This window comes from Streptomyces sp. NPDC017936 (assembly GCF_044328485.1).
GTDB lineage: Bacteria > Actinomycetota > Actinomycetes > Streptomycetales > Streptomycetaceae > Streptomyces.
In genome coordinates, this window is record NZ_JBIRHK010000003.1 from 1 (window position 1) to 18925 (window position 18925).

Below are 18925 nucleotides of genomic sequence, written 5' to 3' on the forward strand. Positions count from 1 at the left end.
GGCCGCCGCCCGGCGACCGGGCCCCGGGGTCTGGGGGCGCGGGGGGGGGGCCGCCTTGCCCCCGTCGCGGGGGCCCCCCCCCCCCCCCCCGGGGGCCCCCCCCGGGGGGGGCCCCCCCCTTCGACGCCCGGTCGGGCGAGCGGAGGCCGTGGCGGGAATCGAACCCACGTAACTCGCTTTGCAGGCGAGCCCCTAAACCACTCGGGCACACGGCCGTTCACCGGTCCTGCCGGGCTTTCGCCCTTCCGGACCGCGTGGAACGACCGTAGGGCGAAGGGGAAGGCGGGCTCAAGGGTGACGGGTGGGCCGCAACGGGACTGCCACACGCCGTTCATGAACGGAGACGGCGACGGGGGAGGACGTACGACCATCGGACCAGGGCAGGCCCGACCCCCGACAGGGGTCAATGTCGGTTGTGGGCCTTACTCTGGCGGGCATGGCCGTCCTCGAACCCCGCGACACCGGTGTCGCAGACGCATCCGGCACGTTCCCACCGCCGTCCGACGAGACCGTGATGGGACGGTCGTACCGGGCCCTGAGCGTCGGGATCGTCTCCGTCGTGCTGCTGATCGCCTTCGAGGCGACCGCGGTGGGCACGGCCATGCCGGTGGCGGCGCGGGAGCTGGACGGGGTGTCCCTGTACGCCTTCGCGTTCTCCGGCTACTTCACGACCAGCCTGTTCGGGATGGTGCTGGCGGGGCAGTGGTCCGACCGGCGCGGCCCGCTCGGGGCGCTGACCGGCGGGATCGCCGCCTTCGCGGCCGGGCTGCTGCTGTCGGGGACCGCCGGGGTCATGTGGCTGTTCATCCTCGGCCGGGCCGTGCAGGGCTTCGGGGGCGGGCTGGTGATCGTCGCCCTGTACGTCGTCGTGGGGCGGGCCTACCCGGAGCGGCTGCGGCCGGCGATCATGGCGGCGTTCGCGGCGAGCTGGGTCGTGCCGTCCATCGTCGGGCCGCTCGCGTCGGGGGCGGTGACCGAGCACCTCGGGTGGCGGTGGGTGTTCGTCGGCATACCCGTCCTCGTGGTGCTTCCGCTGGCGCTCGCGCTGCCGCAGATACGGCGGCGGGCGGCCGGTCCGGTCGACGGGGCCGAGGGCGCCTCCTTCGACCGGCGCCGTATCCGGCTCGCCCTCGGCATCTCCCTCGGGGCCGGACTGCTCCAGTACGCCGCCCAGGACCTGCGGCCCCTGTCCGCGCTGCCCGCCCTGGCGGGCGTCGCCCTGCTCGTGCCGGCCGTCCTCGGGCTCCTGCCGCGCGGCACCTACCGCGCGGCGCGCGGGCTGCCGTCGGTCGTGCTGCTGCGTGGTGTCGCCGCGGGCTCCTTCATCGCCGCCGAGTCCTTCGTGCCGTTGATGCTGGTCACCCAGCGGGGCCTCAGCCCGACCCTCGCCGGGTTCTCGCTCGCGGCGGGCGGGGTGACCTGGGCGCTGGGGTCCTGGGTGCAGTCCCGGCCGCGCGTCGAGCCGTACCGGGAGCGGCTGATGACCGTCGGGATGGTCCTGGTGGCGGCCGCGATCGCCGCCGCGCCCAGCGTGCTGATCGCCTCCGTGCCCGCGTGGACCGTCGCCGTCGCGTGGGCCTTCGGGTGCTTCGGGATGGGGCTGGTGATCTCCTCGAGCAGCGTGCTGCTGCTCCAGCTGTCCGCCCCGGAGGAGGCAGGCACCAACTCCGCCGCCCTGCAGATCTCGGACGGGTTGTCCAACGTGGTCCTGCTGGCCGCCGGGGGCGCCGCCTTCGCCGCCCTGGGCGGCGGCACCGTCTCCCACACCGCCGCGGAGGCCTCCGGCTCCCACCCGGCCGCGTTCGCCGCCGTGTTCCTGCCGATGGCGGGGGTCGCGCTGGCGGGGGCCTGGGTGACCACGCGCCTGCGCGAACGGTGAGCGGGCGGCGCGACGCGCAGGGACGTCTGTGACGTGAATCCCACCCGGGGAAAACCCGGCCTCGTCCGCGCGTGGACGGGTCCGGACCGCCGGTAGGGTGGCCCGGTTGTCCTACGTAGCCGAGACCCGAGCCGTCCGACCCCCGAACCGGAGACCGTGACTACCGCCCGCCCGACACCCGCCGCCACCCTCAACGGAGGGCCCTCCGGGCCCACGCCCATGTCTGTTTCCTCCTCCCACCACCTCTCGCCCGCCTTCCCCGGCCGTGCCCCCTGGGGCACCGCCGGCAAGCTCCGTGCCTGGCAGCAGGGGGCGATGGAGAAGTACATCCAGGAGCAGCCGCGCGACTTCCTCGCCGTCGCCACGCCCGGCGCCGGCAAGACGACCTTCGCGCTGACCCTCGCCTCCTGGCTGCTGCACCACCACGTCGTGCAGCAGGTGACCGTGGTCGCGCCGACCGAGCACCTGAAGAAGCAGTGGGCGGAGGCGGCGGCGCGGATAGGCATCCGGCTGGACCCGGAGTACAGCGCCGGCCCGCTCAGCAAGGACTACCACGGCGTCGCGGTGACGTACGCGGGCGTCGGCGTCCGGCCCATGCTGCACCGCAACCGCAGCGAGCAGCGCAAGACCCTCGTCATCCTCGACGAGATCCACCACGCCGGCGACTCCAAGTCGTGGGGTGAGGCCTGCCTGGAGGCGTTCGAGCCGGCCACCCGGCGGCTCGCGCTGACCGGCACGCCGTTCCGCTCGGACACCAACCCCATCCCCTTCGTGACGTACGAGGAGGGCAACGACGGGATCCGGCGGTCCGCCGCCGACTACACCTACGGGTACGGCAACGCCCTGGCCGACCACGTCGTCCGGCCCGTCATCTTCCTCTCCTACAGCGGCAACATGCGCTGGCGGACGAAGGCGGGCGACGAGATCGCCGCACGGCTCGGCGAGCCGATGACCAAGGACGCGATCAGCCAGGCCTGGCGCACGGCGCTGGATCCGCGCGGCGAGTGGATGCCCAGCGTGCTGCGCGCCGCGGACCAGCGGCTCACCGAGGTCAGGAAGGCCATCCCGGACGCGGGAGCGCTGGTCATCGCCTCCGACCAGGAATCGGCGCGCGCCTACGCCAAGCTGATCCGCGAGATCACCGGCACCAAGGCGACGCTGGTGCTCTCCGACGACGCGGGCGCGTCCAGCCGGATCGACGAGTTCAGCAGCAGCACCGACCGCTGGATGGTCGCCGTGCGGATGGTGTCCGAGGGCGTCGACGTGCCGCGGCTCGCGGTCGGGGTGTACGCGACGACGATCTCCACGCCGCTGTTCTTCGCGCAGGCCGTCGGGCGTTTCGTGCGGTCCCGGCGGCGCGGCGAGACCGCCTCCGTGTTCCTGCCCACCGTGCCCGACCTGCTCGGCTTCGCCAACGAGATGGAGCGCGAGCGCGACCACGTCCTTGACAAGCCCAAGAAGGGCGGGGACGAGGAGGACCCGTACGCCGAGTCCGAGAAGGAGATGGACGAGGCGAACCGGGAGCAGGACGAGGACACCGGCGAGCAGGACATGCTGCCCTTCGAGGCGCTGGAGTCCGACGCCGTCTTCGACCGCGTCATGTACAACGGCGCCGAGTTCGGCATGCAGGCCCACCCCGGCAGCGAGGAGGAGCAGGACTACCTCGGCATCCCGGGGCTGCTGGAGCCCGAGCAGGTGCAGCTGCTGCTGCAGAAGCGGCAGGCCAAGCAGATCGCGCACAGCAAGAAGAAGCCGGACACCGAGGCCGACCTGCTGGAGCTGCCCGCCGAGCGGCGGCCGGTCGTCTCCCACAAGGAGCTGATGGAGCTGCGCCGGCAGCTCAACACGATGGTCGGCGCGTACGTCCACCAGAGCGGCAAGCCGCACGGCGTCATCCACACCGAGCTGCGCCGCGTGTGCGGCGGGCCGCCGAGCGCGGAGGCGACGGCGGGGCAGCTGCGGCAGCGGATCGCCAAGGTGCAGGAGTGGGCCACCCGGATGAAGTGACGCCCCGCGGTCGAGCGGCGTCCCGCGACGGAGCGCCGCCCCGCGGCCCGGGGCGAGCCGTCCGGTGAGGGGGCGCCGCACGCGGCGTACGTACCGGGGCAAACCGGAGGCAGTCCCTACCGGCCACTGACCGGATTCTGGACGGAGCCTTCCGCTCAGCGAACCCGCTTCGCTACTGTCCCGCTACGCACACGCCCCGTGGCAGCGCCGCCGCGGAGCGCAGCCGTGAAGCGACCGGGCCCGGACACGCCGGGCCCACCTGCCGATCGGCGGCCTCTGAAGCGCGTCACTGACGGGACTCGGTGACGCATCCGCCGCGAGGGGGCCGCCGACCTCACCACTAAGGAGTGGGCGTCGTGACCGCGGAGACCTCCCAGACGCTCGACCGAGGACTGAAGGTCCTCAAACTGCTGGCCGATACGGACCACGGGCTGACCGTCACCGAGCTATCCAACAAACTGGGCGTCAACCGGACCGTCGTGTACCGGTTGCTCGCCACACTGGAGCAGCACGCACTCGTACGACGCGACCTCGGCGGGCGAGCCCGGGTCGGGCTGGGGGTGCTGAGGCTGGGCCGCCAGGTGCATCCGCTGGTGCGGGAGGCGGCGTTGCCCGCACTGCGCTCGCTGGCCGAGGACATAGGGGCGACCGCGCACCTGACGCTGGTCGACGGAGCGGATGCGCTGGCCGTCGCCGTGGTGGAGCCGACGTGGACGGACTACCACGTGGCGTACCGGGCCGGGTTCCGGCACCCGCTGGACCGCGGGGCGGCGGGCAAGGCGATCCTCGCGGCGCGGCAGAGGCCGGCGGACGACCCCGGCTACACGCTGACGCACGGCGAGCTGGAGGCGGGGGCGAGCGGCGCCGCCGCTCCGCTGCTGGGGGTGACCGGCGTCGAGGGCAGCGTCGGCGTGGTGATGCTGGCCGACGCGGTGCCGGAGCGGGTGGGGCAGCGGGTGGTGGACGCGGCCCGGGAGGTCGCGGAGGCGCTGCGCTAGCCAGGGACCGCCCGCGCGGGGCCGGACCGCCGGGGCGGGCCGCGCCGGGCCGGGGCCGGCTGTCCGCCGCCTCTCCCGTGCCGTCGCCGACACGGTCGTGAGGCGGCCCGGCTCCGAGGCGGGGGACCGGACGTCGCCCGGCTCCTCAGCCTCGGGGGGCCGGGGCTTCGCCGTGTCCGCTCACGGAAGGAGGGGCCTGCCGGCCCGCGCGTCGGCGAAGTGCTCGGGTCTCAGCGCGTCCTCGCCGTACTGAGCGGTGAACGCGCGCACCCGGCCGAGGGGGGAGTCCGGCGGGGGCGGCTCCTCGCTGATCGTGAAACCGAGCATCTGCGCCCCGAACGCCGCGCCCACGTCCTGCGGGTTGTCCATGTCCATGCGGAGACAGTAGACGGAGGGTCCGACACCGGCGCTCGGCGGACCGCGCGGCCGGCCGCCCGCCACCCGCGGCCGTCCGGGAGGAGCGGCCGCCGCGCAGGTTAGATTGACCTCGTGCTCTCACGCCTCACGCGCCCCCAAGCTCTCGCCGTCTGCGCGGTCCCCTTCGCGGCCCTGCTCGCCACCGCGGGGTTCGTGCCGCTGCCGTTCTCGGTGGCGCAGCCGGGGATGACGGCGAACGTGCTGGGGGAGAACAAGGGCACCCCGGTGATCACGATCTCCGGGGCGCCCACGCGGAAGACCAGCGGGCAGCTGCGGATGACGACCATCGAGGCGACCGGCCCGGACGCGCGCATCTCGCTGGGGGACGTGATCGACAGCTGGTTCCGCACCGACCTCGCGGTCATGCCGCGCGACTCCGTGTACCCCAGCGGGGAGAGCACCAAGGAGATCGAGCGGCACAACACCGAGCAGATGAAGCAGTCGCAGGACGCCGCGACCGAGGCGGCGCTGACGTACCTGGACCGCGCCGACGACGACATCGACGTCACGCTGAGGCTCGCCGACGTCGGCGGCCCCAGCGCCGGTCTGCTGTTCTCCCTGGGCATCGTCGACAAGCTGGACGGCGACGGCAGCGGCGGCGACCTCACGGGCGGCCGCACCGTCGCCGGCACGGGGACCATCGACGCCGACGGCACGGTCGGCGCGGTCGGCGGGGTCGGCCTGAAGACGCAGGCCGCCCGCCGGGACGGCGCCACCGTCTTCCTCGTGCCGAAGGACGAGTGCTCCGAGGCGAAGGCCGAGCTGCCCGAGGGGCTGCGGCTGATCCCGGTGACCACCCTCAAGGGCGCGGTCTCCTCCCTGGTCGCCCTGGAGAAGGGCAAGGGCTCCGTGCCCTCCTGCTGACCCCGCCGGCCTCACGTCCCCGCCGCCGGCCCGCGCGGCCGCAGCAGCGCCTCGGCGACCGAGGCCAGCCAGTCGACGAGCAGCGCCAGGGCCACGGTGAGGACCGAGCCGAGCACCAGCACCGGCGTCCGCCGGTCGGCGATGCCGGTGGTGATGAGGACGCCGAGCCCGCCGCCCCCGCCGAAGGCCGCCAGGGTCGCCGTACCGACGTTCAGCACCAGCGCCGTACGGACGCCGGCCAGGACGAGCGGGACCGCCGGCGGCGGCGCGGCCCGCGGCGGCGCGCCCGCCGGGGACGTGCCGATGCCGCGCGCCGCCTCCGGCGGCGTCGGGTCGTCCGCCTCCAGGGCCACGACGGTGCGGGAGAGCACGGGCAGCACGGCGCAGACGACGATGCCGATCAGGGCCGTCGTCACGCCCGTGCCCCGCCAGATCACCAGCAGGGCGAGCAGACCGATCGCCGGTGCCGTCCGGCCCGCGCCGGCGACGGCCGTCGCGAACGGGGCGGCCCCGCGCAGGGGGCCGCGGGCCAGCAGGACGCCCAGCGGGATCGCGAGGACCAGCACGAAGAGGGTGGAGATCACGGTCAGCCCGACGTGCTGCCACAGGGCCTTCGACACCCGCCCGTCGGACAGCGCGGCGAGGGAGACGGGATCCAGGTCGGCCTGCCGGAACCACCACAAGGTGCCGAGCAGGAGCACCACCAGGAAGCACGGCAGGACGGTCAGCTGCCGCCAGGTGACACGGCGCGCCCGGCGCGGAGGCGGCGACGGGCCCTCTTCCTCCTCCCGCGCCTCCTCGGCCGGCCCGGGAGCCGTCACGCCTCCACCTCCCCGCCGTGCCCCTCCTGTTCCGCGCGCGTCCGCGGGGCCCGCGTCCCCTCCTCCGGTTCGTGCCGCGCCTGCCGCGCGCTCGCCGCTCCGTGCGCGCCGCCCTCAGCCACGGATCCCCCTCGGAATCGTCAGCCGGCCGACGAGGACGTACACGGCGTCGAAGAGCAGGGCCAGGACGACGATGCCGAGCGTGCCCCCGAGGACCTGGTTGAGCGCGTTCTCGCCGCCCCGGGAGGCGATCCCGCGGAAGATCTCGTTGCCGAGGCCGGGCCCGGAGGCGTACGCGGCGACGGCGGCGACGCCCATCAGCATCCGCGTGGAGCCCCGGACGCCCGTGAGGATCGGCGGCCAGGCCAGCGGCAGCTCGATCCGGGCCAGCCGCGTCAGCCGGGACATCCCGATGCCCCTGCCCGCGTCCACCAGGGACGGGTCGACGCCCCGCAGGCCCACGATCGAGTTCCGCACCACCGGCAGCAGCCCGTACAGCGTCAGCGCGGCCACCGTCGCCGGCGCGCCCGGCCCCACCACCGGGACCAGCAGGCCGATCAGGGCGAGGGAGGGGACCGTCAGGACCGTGGACGCGGCGGTGGCGGCGAGGCCGCCGCCCCGGCCGCTGCGGTAGGTGAGGACCCCGATCAGCACCCCGAGCACGGTCGCCGCCAGCACGCACGGGAAGACCACGCCCGCGTGCCGGCAGGCGTCCGCGAGCAGCTGCTGGTGCCGGTTTCCCAGGTACTCCCAGAAGCTCACACGCTCACCCCGCAGGTCGGCCCGGTCCTTCCCGGTCCCGGGCCGCCTGCTCCACCAGCGGGATGATCCGCAGCGGAACGGCGTTCTCCATCACGATCGCGGTGGAGGCCCGGACGATCCCATCGAAACCGACGACCAGGTCGATCACCCGCTGGAGATCGGCGTTGGAGCGGGCCACCAGCCGGCACAGCATGTCCCCGCTGCCGGTCGTGGTGTGCAGCTCCAGCACCTCCGGCACGGTCGCCAAGTGCGCCCGCACGTGGGCGCCTTGGCCCTGGCGGATCTGGAGCGTCGCGAACGCCGTGACCGGGTAGCCGAGGGCCGCCGGGTCCACTTCGGGCCCGAACCCGCGGATGACTCCGTTCGACTGAAGCCGGTCGAGCCGCGCCTGCACGGTGCCCCGCGCGACACCCAGCCGCCGCGACATCTCCAGCACCCCGATGCGCGGCTCCCGCGCCAGCAGCACGATGATCCGCCCGTCCAGACGGTCGATCCCCATGCCCCGCCCACCCCTCTCTCCGGCTCGTTCCCCTCCGGGACGCCCCGGCGCACCCCGCGGACCATGCGCGCCGTGGTCACCCTGTACAGAAAGTCCGCCACGGCCGCCGTGCCGCTGGGCAGATTGCCCAGCCGACGAGCGAAGTGTTGCGCACCTTGCCGGGCGGGGCGAGGCTTCGGCCATGACGCAGACCACACACCACACTCCCGACACCGCCCGGCAGGCCGATCCCTTCCCGGTCAAGGGAATGGACGCGGTCGTCTTCGCCGTGGGCAACGCCAAGCAGGCGGCGCACTACTACTCCACCGCCTTCGGCATGCAACTGGTCGCCTACTCCGGACCGGAGAACGGCAGCCGCGAGACCGCCGCCTACGTCCTCGAGAACGGCTCCGCCCGTTTCGTGTTCACCTCGGTGATCAAGCCCGCCACCGAGTGGGGCCGCTTCCTCGACCGGCACGTGGCCGAGCACGGCGACGGCGTGGTCGACCTCGCCATCGAGGTCCCGGACGCGCGCGCCGCGTACGCCTACGCCCTCGAGCACGGCGCCCGCTCGGTCGCCGAGCCGTACGAGCTGAAGGACGAGCACGGCACGGTGGTGCTGGCCGCGATCGCCACGTACGGCGAGACCCGCCACACGCTGGTCGAGCGGACCGGCTACGAGGGCCCGTACCTGCCCGGCTTCGTGGCCGCGAGCCCGATCGTCGAGCCGCCCGCCCAGCGCACCTTCCAGGCGGTCGACCACTGCGTCGGCAACGTCGAACTCGGCCGGATGAACGAGTGGGTCGGCTTCTACAACAAGGTCATGGGCTTCACGAACATGAAGGAGTTCGTGGGCGACGACATCGCCACCGAGTACAGCGCGCTGATGTCGAAGGTGGTCGCGGACGGGACCCTGAAGGTCAAGTTCCCGATCAACGAGCCCGCCGTCGCCAAGAAGAAGTCCCAGATCGACGAGTACCTGGAGTTCTACGGCGGCGCCGGCGTCCAGCACATCGCGCTGAACACCAACGACATCGTGCAGACGGTCCGGACCATGCGCGCGGCCGGCGTCCAGTTCCTCGACACGCCCGACTCCTACTACGACACCCTCGGCGAGTGGGTCGGCGACACCCGCGTCCCCGTGGAGACCCTGCGCGAGCTGAAGATCCTCGCCGACCGCGACGAGGACGGCTACCTGCTCCAGATCTTCACCAAGCCGGTCCAGGACCGCCCGACGGTGTTCTTCGAACTCATCGAACGGCACGGCTCGATGGGCTTCGGCAAGGGCAACTTCAAGGCCCTGTTCGAGGCGATCGAACGGGAGCAGGCCAAGCGCGGCAACCTGTAGGGGGCACCCGCGCACCGGGCGGGGCGGGGTCAGAGCTCCGGCGGGTCCGTCACCGCCGGCTCGCCCAGCTCCGCCAGGGCCTCCCGGGCCGTGCGCGCGTGCAGCGGGGAGAAGTACGGGTTGATCCGCAGCGCCTCCTGGAGGTGCCGCCGGGCCGGCCCGTACCGCTTCAGCCCCCGCTCGATCATGCCCCGGTGGTAGGCGTACGGCGCACTGCGCACCGCGCCCCCGTGCGCCTTGTCGGTGGCGATCACGGCGTACTTCAGCGCCTCCTTGTCCTGGCCGGCCCGGTGCAGCGCCCAGCCCAGCGCGTCCGCGACGGCGATCCCCGGCTGCCGCCGCCACTCGGCGCGCAGCCGCCGCACCGCGGCCGCCGGATCACCGTGGTCGGCCTCGAACCGGCCGAGCACCAGCTGCCCGTCGACCCCGCCCGCCGCCTCCTGCCGCACCCGCTGCCGCAGCAGGTCGTACTGCACCCGGGCCTCCCGGACCATGCCCAGCGACTCGTACAGCTCGCCCAGCTCCAGCGCGTACTGCGGCGACGGCTGCCGGTCGAGGGCCACCTGGTACGCGCTCAGCGCCTTCGCCGTGCGTCCGAGCGCCGCCAGCACCCGCCCCTGCCCGATCTGCGCGGCCCGCTGGTCCGGGTCGAGGCGCACCGCCTCCCGGAAGAGGCGCAGGGCCACCTCCCGGTCGCCGCGCTCCCAGGCGAGCTGCCCGGCCCGCTCCCGCCACTGCGCCTCCTCGGCGGGCGAGGACGCCCCGGCCGCCGCGTCGGACAGCGCGGCCGCCGCGTCCTCGCGCCAGCCCCGGTCCCAGTAGACGACCGCCGCCCGCGCCCGCACCTCCGGCCCGGAGCGCAGCCGGGTCAGCCGGTCCAGGGCGGCCTGCGCCTTCTTGTGGTCGCCGAGCCCGGTGTAGGCGTCGATGAGCTGCGGATACGCGGTCCACCGCTTCGGCGCCAGCGTCCGGGCGGCCTCGCCCCAGGTCCTGGCCGCCCGGAAGTCGCGGCGGGCGTTGGCGAGGGTGGCCAGGCCGACGAGGGCCTCGGCGTTGTCCTTGGGCCGCACGCGCAGCGAGGTGCGCAGGGCCCGCTCGGCCTTGGGGTAGAAGACGGAGGCGTCGGCGGTGCGCCGGCCCTGCTCGACGTAGGCCGCGCCGAGGACCGCCCAGCTGCGGAAGTCCCGCGGGTGCTCGCGCAGCCGCGTCTCGCGTTCCTCGATCAGCACGGCCAGGTCGGGCAGCGCGGCCGCCACCCCGGTGCGCACCGCCGAGTGCGCCTGCGCCCCCGGCAGCGGTCCGGGCGCCGGAGGCCGCGTCTCGCCGGGCAGGAGCACGAGGACCCCGCCCAGCAGCAGGCTTCCGGCCAGCGAGCCGAGGAGGATGCGGCGCAGCAGCCGGGAGCGGGCCCCCTCCCGGGGGGCGGGGGTCTGCGGCGGTCGGCCGGTGGCTTCGGTCTTCATGGCGCTGTCCATGGCGCTCACTGTGCGTCAGTACGACGATCAGGTCCCGGCATCCGCCGGGTGCCGCAGACGGGGTTCACACCGATGGCCCCGGGTGCGACGCTGTGATCATGAGCAGTGTCGAAGCTCCCCGCGACGAAGCGACCGGCGGCCTCCTCGGCCGTCTGCTCGACGGCCTGCCCGCCGAGGCGGTCCTCACCGACCCCGACGTCACGGCCTCGTACGCCAACGACATGGCGAGCTTCTGCCCGGCCGGCGCCCCGGCCGCGGTGGTGCTGCCGCGCACGGTCGAGCAGGTCCAGCACGTCATGCGCACCGCCACCGCGCTGCGCGTCCCGGTCGTCCCGCAGGGCGCCCGCACCGGCCTGTCGGGCGCCGCCAACGCCTCCGACGGCTGCGTCGTGCTGTCCCTGACGAGGATGGACCGGATCCTGGAGATCAGCCCGGTCGACCGCATCGCCGTCGTCGAGCCGGGCGTCGTCAACGCGGTGCTCTCCCGCGCGGTGGGCGAGCACGGCCTGTACTACCCCCCGGACCCCTCCAGCTGGGAGACGTGCACGATCGGCGGCAACATCGGCACCGCCTCCGGCGGGCTGTGCTGCGTGAAGTACGGGGTGACGGCCGAGTACGTCCTCGGCCTCGACGTCGTCCTCGCCGACGGCCGGCTGATGTCCACCGGCCGGCGCACCGCCAAGGGCGTCGCCGGGTACGACCTGACCCGCCTCTTCGTCGGCTCCGAGGGCTCGCTCGGCATCGTCGTCCGGGCCGTCCTGGCGCTGAGGCCGCGGCCGCCCGCGCAGCTCGTCCTGGCCGCCGAGTTCGCCTCGGGCGCCGCCGCCTGCGACGCGGTCTGCCGGATCATGGCCGGAGGCCATGTGCCGTCCCTCCTCGAACTCATGGACCGGACGACGGTGAAGGCCGTCAACGACCTCACGCGCATGGGCCTGCCCGAGACCACCGAGGCCCTGCTGCTCGCCGCCTTCGACACCACCGACCCGGCCGCCGACCTCGCCGCCGTGGGCGCGCTGTGCGAGGCCGCCGGCGCCACCCAGGTCGTCCCGGCGGCGGACGCGGCCGAGTCCGAACTGCTCCTCCAGGCGCGGCGGTCGTCGCTCGTCGCCCTGGAGGCCGTCAAGGGCACGACGATGATCGACGACGTGTGCGTGCCCCGGTCGCGGCTCGGGGACATGCTGGAGGGCGTCGAGCGCATCGCCGAGAAGCACCGGCTCACCATCGGGCTCGTCGCCCACGCGGGTGACGGCAACACCCACCCCACCGTCTGCTTCGACGCGCGGGACCCCGACGAGTGCCGGCGCGCCCGCGAGTCCTTCGACGAGATCATGGCCCTCGGCCTGGAACTCGGCGGCACGATCACCGGCGAACACGGCGTGGGCGTGCTGAAGAAGGAGTGGCTGGCGCGCGAACTCGGCCCGGTGGGCCTGGAGATGCAGCGGGCCGTCAAACAGGCCTTCGACCCGCTGGGCATCCTCAACCCGGGCAAGCTGTTCTGACCCCGGGACGGGCCGCGGGCCCGTCCTCCTCCCGAGGCCGTCCGGCACGAGCCCGTGCGGAGGGGAGGGAGCGCGGGGTCCGGATCGTCACGCGGGTTCCGCGGACTTTGTTCGCCGTGCGGTCCGAACGTGCGAAGACGTGCACGCGGTTGCCCGGAAAGAAGTGGGTACGGCGGGACTGGCGGTGGGGCTCGCGCTCGTCTGATAGATGTGGAGGCCCCCATCCCACCCCCGAGCAGATACGGGACGACGGACATGAGCGCCCCAACCCCGGCCCCCGGTGACGACAGGCCCCGCGAGGGGTATTACCCGGACCCGTCCATCCCCGGATACGTCCGGTACTGGAACGGTTCCGCCTGGGTGCCCGGCACCAGCCGCCCGGCGCCGTCCGACGGCGAGCCGCTCGCGCCCCCGTCCGGCGCGCGGCCGGCGGCTCCCGCCGTCCCCCTCGCCTCGGTCGAGGAGACCGGCCCGCACTTCTTCGACGAGGACCCGGCCCCGGCCGAGCAGTACGGCAGCCGCCCGGAACCGGCGGACGCGTGGGGCGCCGACGGCTCCCGGCAGTCCGGCTTCGGCGGCGAGCAGGACCGCGGGCTGTCCTGGGGGAACCCGCCGGGCCCGGACCCGCGCACGGGCGCGGTCCCGCCGGACGCGCGGCCGGCCGGCGCCGACGGTGCGGCGGGCGTCCCCGCCGCCGGGCCGGAGCCGGACCGCGGAGCCGACGGGGGCACCTTCGTCTTCCGCCGCCCGACGGCCGGTCCCGCCTCCGCGGCGGCCCCCTCCGCCGCCTCCGGCCCCGTCGCGGACGACGGCACCATGACGTTCCGCGCCCGGGACCCGCGCGCACCCCACCAGGGCGGGGCGCCGGGGGCGCACCCCGGTGCCGCGGGCGCGCCGGCGGGGCCGGGCCGGGGAACGCCCGGGACACCGGGCGCTCCGGCGGCGGCCGGTCTCGGACCTCAGGGGCCGGTGGGCGCGGCCGGTGCGCAGGGCGCCGCTCCCGCCGCCGGCTTCGGTGCGCAGGGGCCCGTCGGCGCACCCGGCGCCGGGGCCGCCGCGGCCTCCGGGGCGGGTTTCGGCGCTCCGGCCGCCGCTCCGGCGCCCGCCGCGAAGCCCGGCTTCGGCGCGGGCAAGGCCGCGGCCGAGCGCGCCGCGGCGGCCCAGGCCGCCCAGGCGCAGGCGCCGCAGGGCGCCCAGGCACCCGCCGTCCCGGCTCCGGCCCCGGCCCCGCAGGGCGCCGCGGGCGTCCAGGCCGCCCCGCCCGCGGCCCAGATGCCCGCCCCTTCCTTCCCCGGCCCCCCGCAGGCCGCCCCGGGCGTCCCCCAGCAGGCCGCCGGCCCCCAGCCGGCGGCGGCGCAGCCCGTCACGCCGATGAGCGCCGGTCCGGGCGGCGGCCAGCCGTCCTGGGCGCAGCAGGTGCACCGGCTCGCGGGCTCCGCGGACGACCAGCCGGTCGCCCCCTGGAAGCCGCCGGTCGACGACGTCTTCCAGGCCGCCGCCCGGCGCCAGGCGGCGGCCCGCCCGGCGGGCCTCGGCAAGCGGCTGGCCGCCCGCGCCGTCGACACGCTCGTGCTCGCGGCCGTCACCTCCGCCGCCGCCGTCCCGCTGGGCACGAAGGCCTTCGAGCACGTCGACGACAAGATCGAGGCGGCCGAGCTCACCGGACAGACCGTCACCGTCTGGCTGCTGGACGGCACGACGTCGGTGTACCTCGGCATCGTGCTCGCCGTGCTGATGGTCGCCGGGATCCTGTACGAGGCGCTGCCGACCGCCAAGTGGGGCCGCACGCTGGGCAAGAAGCTGTTCGGCCTTCAGGTGCGGGACATCGAGGGCCACGAGCCGCCGTCCTTCGGCGCGGCCCTGCGCCGCTGGCTCGTCTACAGCGTGCCCGGCCTGCTCGCCGTCGGTGTCGTGGGCGTGCTGTGGGGCCTGTTCGACAAGCCGTGGCGCCAGTGCTGGCACGACAAGGCGGCGCACACGTTCGTGGCGGGCTGACCGGCCGCCGGCCCGTACCGCCGACGGTCCGGGGGACGCCGTAGCCCGGACGGCCGCTCGCCGGATGCGCGGGCGCGGGGTTCGCGGTCGACTCGGGCCATGACGACCGAACCGCCCCCCGGTTCCGGCGGCGAGCCGCCGGAGGACGATCCGTTCAGGAAGCAGCAGCCCCCGACCGGTCCGGGGCAGGGTCCGCAGGGCTCGCCGTACGACGGCCCGTACGGCGGTCAGGGCGGGCAGCCGCCCCCCGGCGGTCAGCAGCCGCCCCCCTACGGGGGCGGTCCCCACGGCGGTGACCCGTACGGCGGTTATCCGGCCGATCCGCTCGCCGGGATGCCGCCGCTCGCCGACAGCGGCAAGCGGACCCTGGCGCGGATCATCGACATGGTCCTGGTGGGGATCGTCGTCTGGCTGCTGACGTGGGCGTTCCGGGTCAACGAGTACGCGATGGACGGCGACCGGGTCGAGGTCGGCAAGTCGCTGGGGCAGTCCGTGGTGGCGGCCGTCCTCTACGTCGCCTACGACACCGTCCTGATCGCCCGCACCGGGCAGACGCTGGGCAAGCGGTGGCTGGGCATGCGCGTGGCCAACCTGGACAACGGCGCGACGCCCTCCACGCAGACCTCACTGGTGCGGGCCCTGGTGCTGTGGCTGCCGTTCGCGTTCTGCTGCGCCTGTCTGTGGACGGCGATCTGCGGCGGCTGGAGCTTCTTCGACAAGCCCTACAAGCAGGGCCTGCACGACAAGGCCGCCAAGACGGTGGTGGTCGCCGCCGGCTGACGCGGCGACAGCACGGCGACGGTTCCCGCGCCCGGCAGGCGCGGGCCCCGTCGCCGTCACGTTCAGGGCGCCGACGGTTCCCGGACGGGCTCGGGCGCGGCGGCGGCGACCGAGGCGGGCACGGGCCGCTCGTCCATGGGGGAGCGGGCCACGACGACGGGGGTCCGCCGGGGGACCGGGACCGTCATGGCGACGAGCACGCCGAGGGCGACCGCGGTGACGGAGATGACCGCGACGAGTGAGCCCGAACTCGTCCCGGACAGCGCCAGCATGGCGAGCGCCGAGAAGATCACGGTGCAGGAACCGTACGTGAGCTGTGCGACAGTCGGACGAGGCATGGCAATCGTGTCCTCGGAAGCGGGGGCGGTCTCGACTCTATTCGCCTCCATGCCCGAGGGGAACGAACGGTAAGCGTGACCTAACCCACGGTGCCGGAGCACAGGGGGCGCACGGAGTCATGACGTCCACTCGGTGGACGGTCCGCGCGCCCGTCACGTTACGGTCATGCGTCCGCAATGCGAACGCCGTCTCCTGATAATGCAATTGACCTGTCCAAGTCAAGGTCTGTCTTTTCCGCGGAACCAGTAGTCAAATGACGGCACTTGACTACACGCGTATAACCGCGCGCGGACTTCCCTTGACATGGATCCCCCTTCCGCGCGTCCGGCACGCGTTAGGGGAGGCATCAAGTGAGCAGTAGATCCTGGACGTTCAGGACGGCCGCCACGGTCGTCGCCCTCGCGGCGGCCTCGGCGACGTTCTCGACGTTCGCCGTGGCGCAGGCGGCCGAGGGCGCGCCGGCGAAGGCCCCGGCGGCGGACCGGAACGACCCGCAGCCGGTCGGCGCCCGCGGACACGACTTCGACGGGCCGCTCAGCAAGACGCAGGAGGCCCAGCGCGAAGAGGCCCTCAAGCAGGTCATATCCGGCGAGGCCACGGTCAGCAAGAAGGACGGCTCCAAGGTCGTCCGGCTCGACAGCCGCAAGGGCACGAGCAAGTACGTCGAGCTCGGCCGCGAGAAGACCGACAAGATCTTCACGATCCTCGTCGAGTTCGGCGACCAGGTCGACCCCCGCTACGGCGGCACCCCCGGCCCGCTGCACAACCAGATCGCGCAGCCGGACCGCACCAAGGACAACAGCACGGCCTGGCAGGCCGACTACGACCAGAAGCACTTCCAGGACCTCTACTTCGGCACCGGCAAGAACACCGAGTCGCTGAAGAAGTACTACGAGAAGCAGTCCTCGGGCCGCTACTCGGTCGAGGGCGAAGTGACCGACTGGGTCAAGGTCCCCTACAACGAGGCCCGTTACGGCTCGAACGACGCCGCCACCGGCGCCTGGTACGCGGTGCAGGACGGCGTCAACGCCTGGGTCGCCCAGCGCGAGGCAGCCGGCGACACCGCCGCCGAGATCAAGGCGGAGCTCGCCGAGTACGACCAGTGGGACCGTTACGACTTCGACGGCGACGGCGACTTCAACGAGTCCGACGGCTACATCGACCACTTCCAGATCGTGCACGCCGGCGAGGACGAGTCCGCGGGCGGCGGCGCCCAGGGCGAGGACGCGATCTGGGCCCACCGCTGGTACGCCTTCGGCACCGACGCCGGCTCCACCGGTCCCGACAGCAACAAGCTGGGCGGCACCCAGATCGGCGACACCGGCATCTGGGTCGGCGACTACACCATCCAGCCGGAGAACGGCGGACTCGGCGTCTTCGCCCACGAGTACGGCCACGACCTCGGCCTGCCCGACGAGTACGACACCGAGGGCGGCGACAACTCCACCGGTTTCTGGACCCTGATGTCGTCCGGCTCCTGGCTGGGCACCGGCAAGGACGCCATCGGCGACCTGCCCGGCGACCTGAACGCCTGGGACAAGCTCCAGCTCGGCTGGCTCGACTACGACGTCGCCAAGGCGGGCGTGAAGTCCACCCACAAGCTGGGCGTGGCGGAGTACAACACCAAGGACGCCCAGGCCCTCATCGTCGAACTGCCGGAGAAGACGGTCACCACCGACGTCGTCGCCCCCGCGCAGGGCGCGACCCAGTGGTGGAGCGGCAGCGGTGACGACCTGCGCAACACCCTGACCCGCTCGGTCGACCTGACCGGCAAGTCGTCGGCGGCGCTCACCCTCGACGGCTGGTGGGACATCGAGACCGACTACGACTACCTCTACACCGAGGTGTCCACCGACGGCGGCGCGAGCTTCACGCCGGTCGACGGCACGCTGGCCGACGGCTCCGCCGTCCCGCGTGACGGCAGCGGCAAGCCCGCCCTCACCGGCACGGTCGACGCCTACCAGAAGCTGACGTTCCCGCTGGACGCCTACGCGGGCAAGAAGATCGACCTGCGCTTCCGCTACGCCACCGACGGCGGCGTGGCCCAGAAGGGCTTCGCGGCCGACGGGATCACGGTGACCGCCGACGGCGCCACCCTCTTCTCCGACAACGCGGAGACCGCCGACGCGGCCTGGAAGACCGGCGGCTTCACCCGCATCGGCGCGGCCATCACGGACGACTACGCGCAGTACTACATCGCCGAGAACCGCCAGTACGTCTCGTACGACACGACCCTCAAGGTCGGCCCGTACAACTATGGCTTCTCCACGACCCGTCCGGACTGGGTGGAGCACTACCCGTACCAGAACGGCCTGCTGATCTGGAAGTGGGACACCTCCCAGGCGGACGACAACACCAGCACGCACCCGGGTGAGGGCCTGATCCTGCCGATCGACTCCCACCCGACCGCGCTGAAGTGGACCGACGGCACCCTGATGCGCAACCGCATCCAGGCCTTCGACTCCACCTTCAGCTGGTACCCGACCGACGCGATCACGCTGCACAAGGCGGACGTCGCCACCAAGATCAAGTCGCGTCCGGGCGTCCCGGTCTTCGACGACGGCAAGTCGAGCTACTACGACGCGTCGAACCCGACGGCCGGCGTCAAGGTCACTGACACCAACACCTCCATCAAGATCGTCAACGAGCCCCTCAGCGGCTCGACGATCACGGTGAAGGTCGGACCTTCGGCGAAGTAGTCGACGTCCTCGCAGGTCAGAGGCGTATCGGCGGCGACCCCCTGGCGGGTCGCCGCCGATCGTGTTTAGGTGCCTCCTGTGTTGCCCTTATTGACGCACGCATCGACTCCGACCCGCACGGGGGTGTGACCGCATGGCCGCAGGAGGCTTCTGCAAGCTGCCGAACGGCACGGTGGTGGTGGCGCTGAACCTGCCCAGCCCCGTCGTGGACGCCGCCACGGGAGTGCGCGTCCTCGTCCTCGCCCAGAACCGCGCCCGGGCCCTGACCAGGCTCCGCAACCTGGGCCTGCGCGCCGTCTACCTGCGGGGGAACGCCGCGCCGCCGACGCCGGACGAGATCACGGCGGTCCTGCACCACCCCGACGGCCTGATATGGCGGACGGCCCCGGGCCCCACCGCCCCCGCGGTCCCGGAGCTGTGGCGCCCGATCCGGTCCCTGCTGAGGAAGCCGGTGGCACAGCCGTAGCGCGCGGCGGCCGGCGGACGCGCCGTCCGCGCGCCGGTCCGCCGACGGCCGGGGCGCGCGTGCGCCGGTCCGCCGACGGCCGGGGCGCGCGTGCGCCG

At 73.9% G+C, this 18925-nt stretch carries 16 protein-coding genes and 1 tRNA gene; 10 read left to right on the plus strand and 7 right to left on the minus strand.

Going from position 1 to position 18925, the window contains the following annotated elements; translation table 11 throughout:
• Nucleotides 1–143 precede the first annotated feature (143 nt).
• Nucleotides 144–215 (minus strand) — tRNA-Cys (locus tag ACH4F6_RS06660).
• Nucleotides 216–436: 221 nt separating this feature from the next.
• Here ACH4F6_RS06660 and ACH4F6_RS06665 point away from each other — a divergent pair.
• From ACH4F6_RS06665 to ACH4F6_RS06675, 3 genes are all read left to right on the plus strand, one after another.
• The gene (locus tag ACH4F6_RS06665; RefSeq protein WP_397958808.1) at nt 437–1879 is read left to right on the plus strand and encodes an MFS transporter; all 1443 of its coding nucleotides are present in this window, start codon (nt 437–439) and stop codon (nt 1877–1879) included.
• A 219-nt stretch (nt 1880–2098) separates the two neighbouring features.
• On the plus strand, nt 2099–3886 hold the full coding sequence (locus ACH4F6_RS06670) for a DEAD/DEAH box helicase (RefSeq protein ID WP_397958809.1): 1788 nt from the start codon (nt 2099–2101) through the stop codon (nt 3884–3886).
• 356 nt (nt 3887–4242) lie between these two features.
• Nucleotides 4243–4884, plus strand: a complete 642-nt coding sequence (locus tag ACH4F6_RS06675; RefSeq protein WP_397958810.1) for an IclR family transcriptional regulator — start codon at nt 4243–4245, stop codon at nt 4882–4884.
• 180 nt (nt 4885–5064) lie between these two features.
• Here ACH4F6_RS06675 and ACH4F6_RS06680 read toward each other — a convergent pair whose 3' ends face one another.
• Entirely contained in the window at nt 5065–5259 is a 195-nt protein-coding gene (locus tag ACH4F6_RS06680) for a hypothetical protein (protein WP_397958811.1), read from the minus strand.
• A gap of 114 nt (nt 5260–5373) precedes the next feature.
• On the opposite strand from ACH4F6_RS06680, the gene ACH4F6_RS06685 reads away from it, so the two are divergent.
• Nucleotides 5374–6165, plus strand: a complete 792-nt coding sequence (locus ACH4F6_RS06685) for a S16 family serine protease (RefSeq protein WP_397958812.1) — start codon at nt 5374–5376, stop codon at nt 6163–6165.
• An 11-nt stretch (nt 6166–6176) separates the two neighbouring features.
• Here ACH4F6_RS06685 and ACH4F6_RS06690 read toward each other — a convergent pair whose 3' ends face one another.
• The 3 genes from ACH4F6_RS06690 to ACH4F6_RS06700 all read right to left on the minus strand — a co-directional run bounded on the left by ACH4F6_RS06690 (nt 6177) and on the right by ACH4F6_RS06700 (nt 8247).
• Nucleotides 6177–6986, minus strand: coding sequence for an ABC transporter permease (locus ACH4F6_RS06690; protein ID WP_397958813.1), 810 nt, complete (start codon nt 6984–6986; stop codon nt 6177–6179).
• 114 nt (nt 6987–7100) lie between these two features.
• Nucleotides 7101–7748, minus strand: a complete 648-nt coding sequence (locus ACH4F6_RS06695) for an ABC transporter permease (RefSeq protein WP_397958814.1) — start codon at nt 7746–7748, stop codon at nt 7101–7103.
• A 4-nt stretch (nt 7749–7752) separates the two neighbouring features.
• Nucleotides 7753–8247 (minus strand): Lrp/AsnC family transcriptional regulator, encoded by a 495-nt coding sequence (locus ACH4F6_RS06700; RefSeq protein ID WP_397958815.1) that lies wholly within the window; start codon nt 8245–8247, stop codon nt 7753–7755.
• Nucleotides 8248–8428: 181 nt separating this feature from the next.
• On the opposite strand from ACH4F6_RS06700, the gene hppD reads away from it, so the two are divergent.
• Entirely contained in the window at nt 8429–9574 is a 1146-nt protein-coding gene (gene hppD / locus ACH4F6_RS06705; RefSeq protein WP_397958816.1) for a 4-hydroxyphenylpyruvate dioxygenase, read from the plus strand.
• A 29-nt stretch (nt 9575–9603) separates the two neighbouring features.
• Here the strand turns inward: hppD and ACH4F6_RS06710 are convergent, their stop codons facing one another.
• Entirely contained in the window at nt 9604–11049 is a 1446-nt protein-coding gene (locus ACH4F6_RS06710; protein WP_397958817.1) for a tetratricopeptide repeat protein, read from the minus strand.
• Nucleotides 11050–11141: 92 nt separating this feature from the next.
• Here ACH4F6_RS06710 and ACH4F6_RS06715 point away from each other — a divergent pair, with 92 nt between their 5' ends.
• The 3 genes from ACH4F6_RS06715 (at nt 11142) to ACH4F6_RS06725 (ending at nt 15323) form a co-directional block, all read left to right on the plus strand.
• Nucleotides 11142–12548: an FAD-binding oxidoreductase gene (locus ACH4F6_RS06715; RefSeq protein ID WP_397958818.1), complete on the plus strand. Its 1407-nt coding sequence runs from the start codon at nt 11142–11144 to the stop codon at nt 12546–12548.
• Between the two features lie 255 nt (nt 12549–12803).
• On the plus strand, nt 12804–14543 hold the full coding sequence (locus ACH4F6_RS06720) for an RDD family protein (protein ID WP_397958819.1): 1740 nt from the start codon (nt 12804–12806) through the stop codon (nt 14541–14543).
• Nucleotides 14544–14642: 99 nt separating this feature from the next.
• Nucleotides 14643–15323 (plus strand): RDD family protein, encoded by a 681-nt coding sequence (locus tag ACH4F6_RS06725; protein ID WP_397958820.1) that lies wholly within the window; start codon nt 14643–14645, stop codon nt 15321–15323.
• 62 nt (nt 15324–15385) lie between these two features.
• Here the strand turns inward: ACH4F6_RS06725 and ACH4F6_RS06730 are convergent, their stop codons facing one another.
• A complete protein-coding gene (locus ACH4F6_RS06730) occupies nt 15386–15661 on the minus strand; it encodes a hypothetical protein (protein ID WP_397958821.1) in 276 nt (91 codons plus the stop codon).
• Between the two features lie 351 nt (nt 15662–16012).
• Between ACH4F6_RS06730 and ACH4F6_RS06735 the strand changes: the two genes are divergently transcribed.
• Both ACH4F6_RS06735 and ACH4F6_RS06740 read left to right on the plus strand, forming a co-directional pair.
• The gene (locus tag ACH4F6_RS06735) at nt 16013–18361 is read left to right on the plus strand and encodes an immune inhibitor A domain-containing protein (RefSeq protein ID WP_397958822.1); all 2349 of its coding nucleotides are present in this window, start codon (nt 16013–16015) and stop codon (nt 18359–18361) included.
• Between the two features lie 133 nt (nt 18362–18494).
• Nucleotides 18495–18827 (plus strand): hypothetical protein, encoded by a 333-nt coding sequence (locus ACH4F6_RS06740; RefSeq protein ID WP_397958823.1) that lies wholly within the window; start codon nt 18495–18497, stop codon nt 18825–18827.
• Nucleotides 18828–18925: the final 98 nt, after the last annotated feature.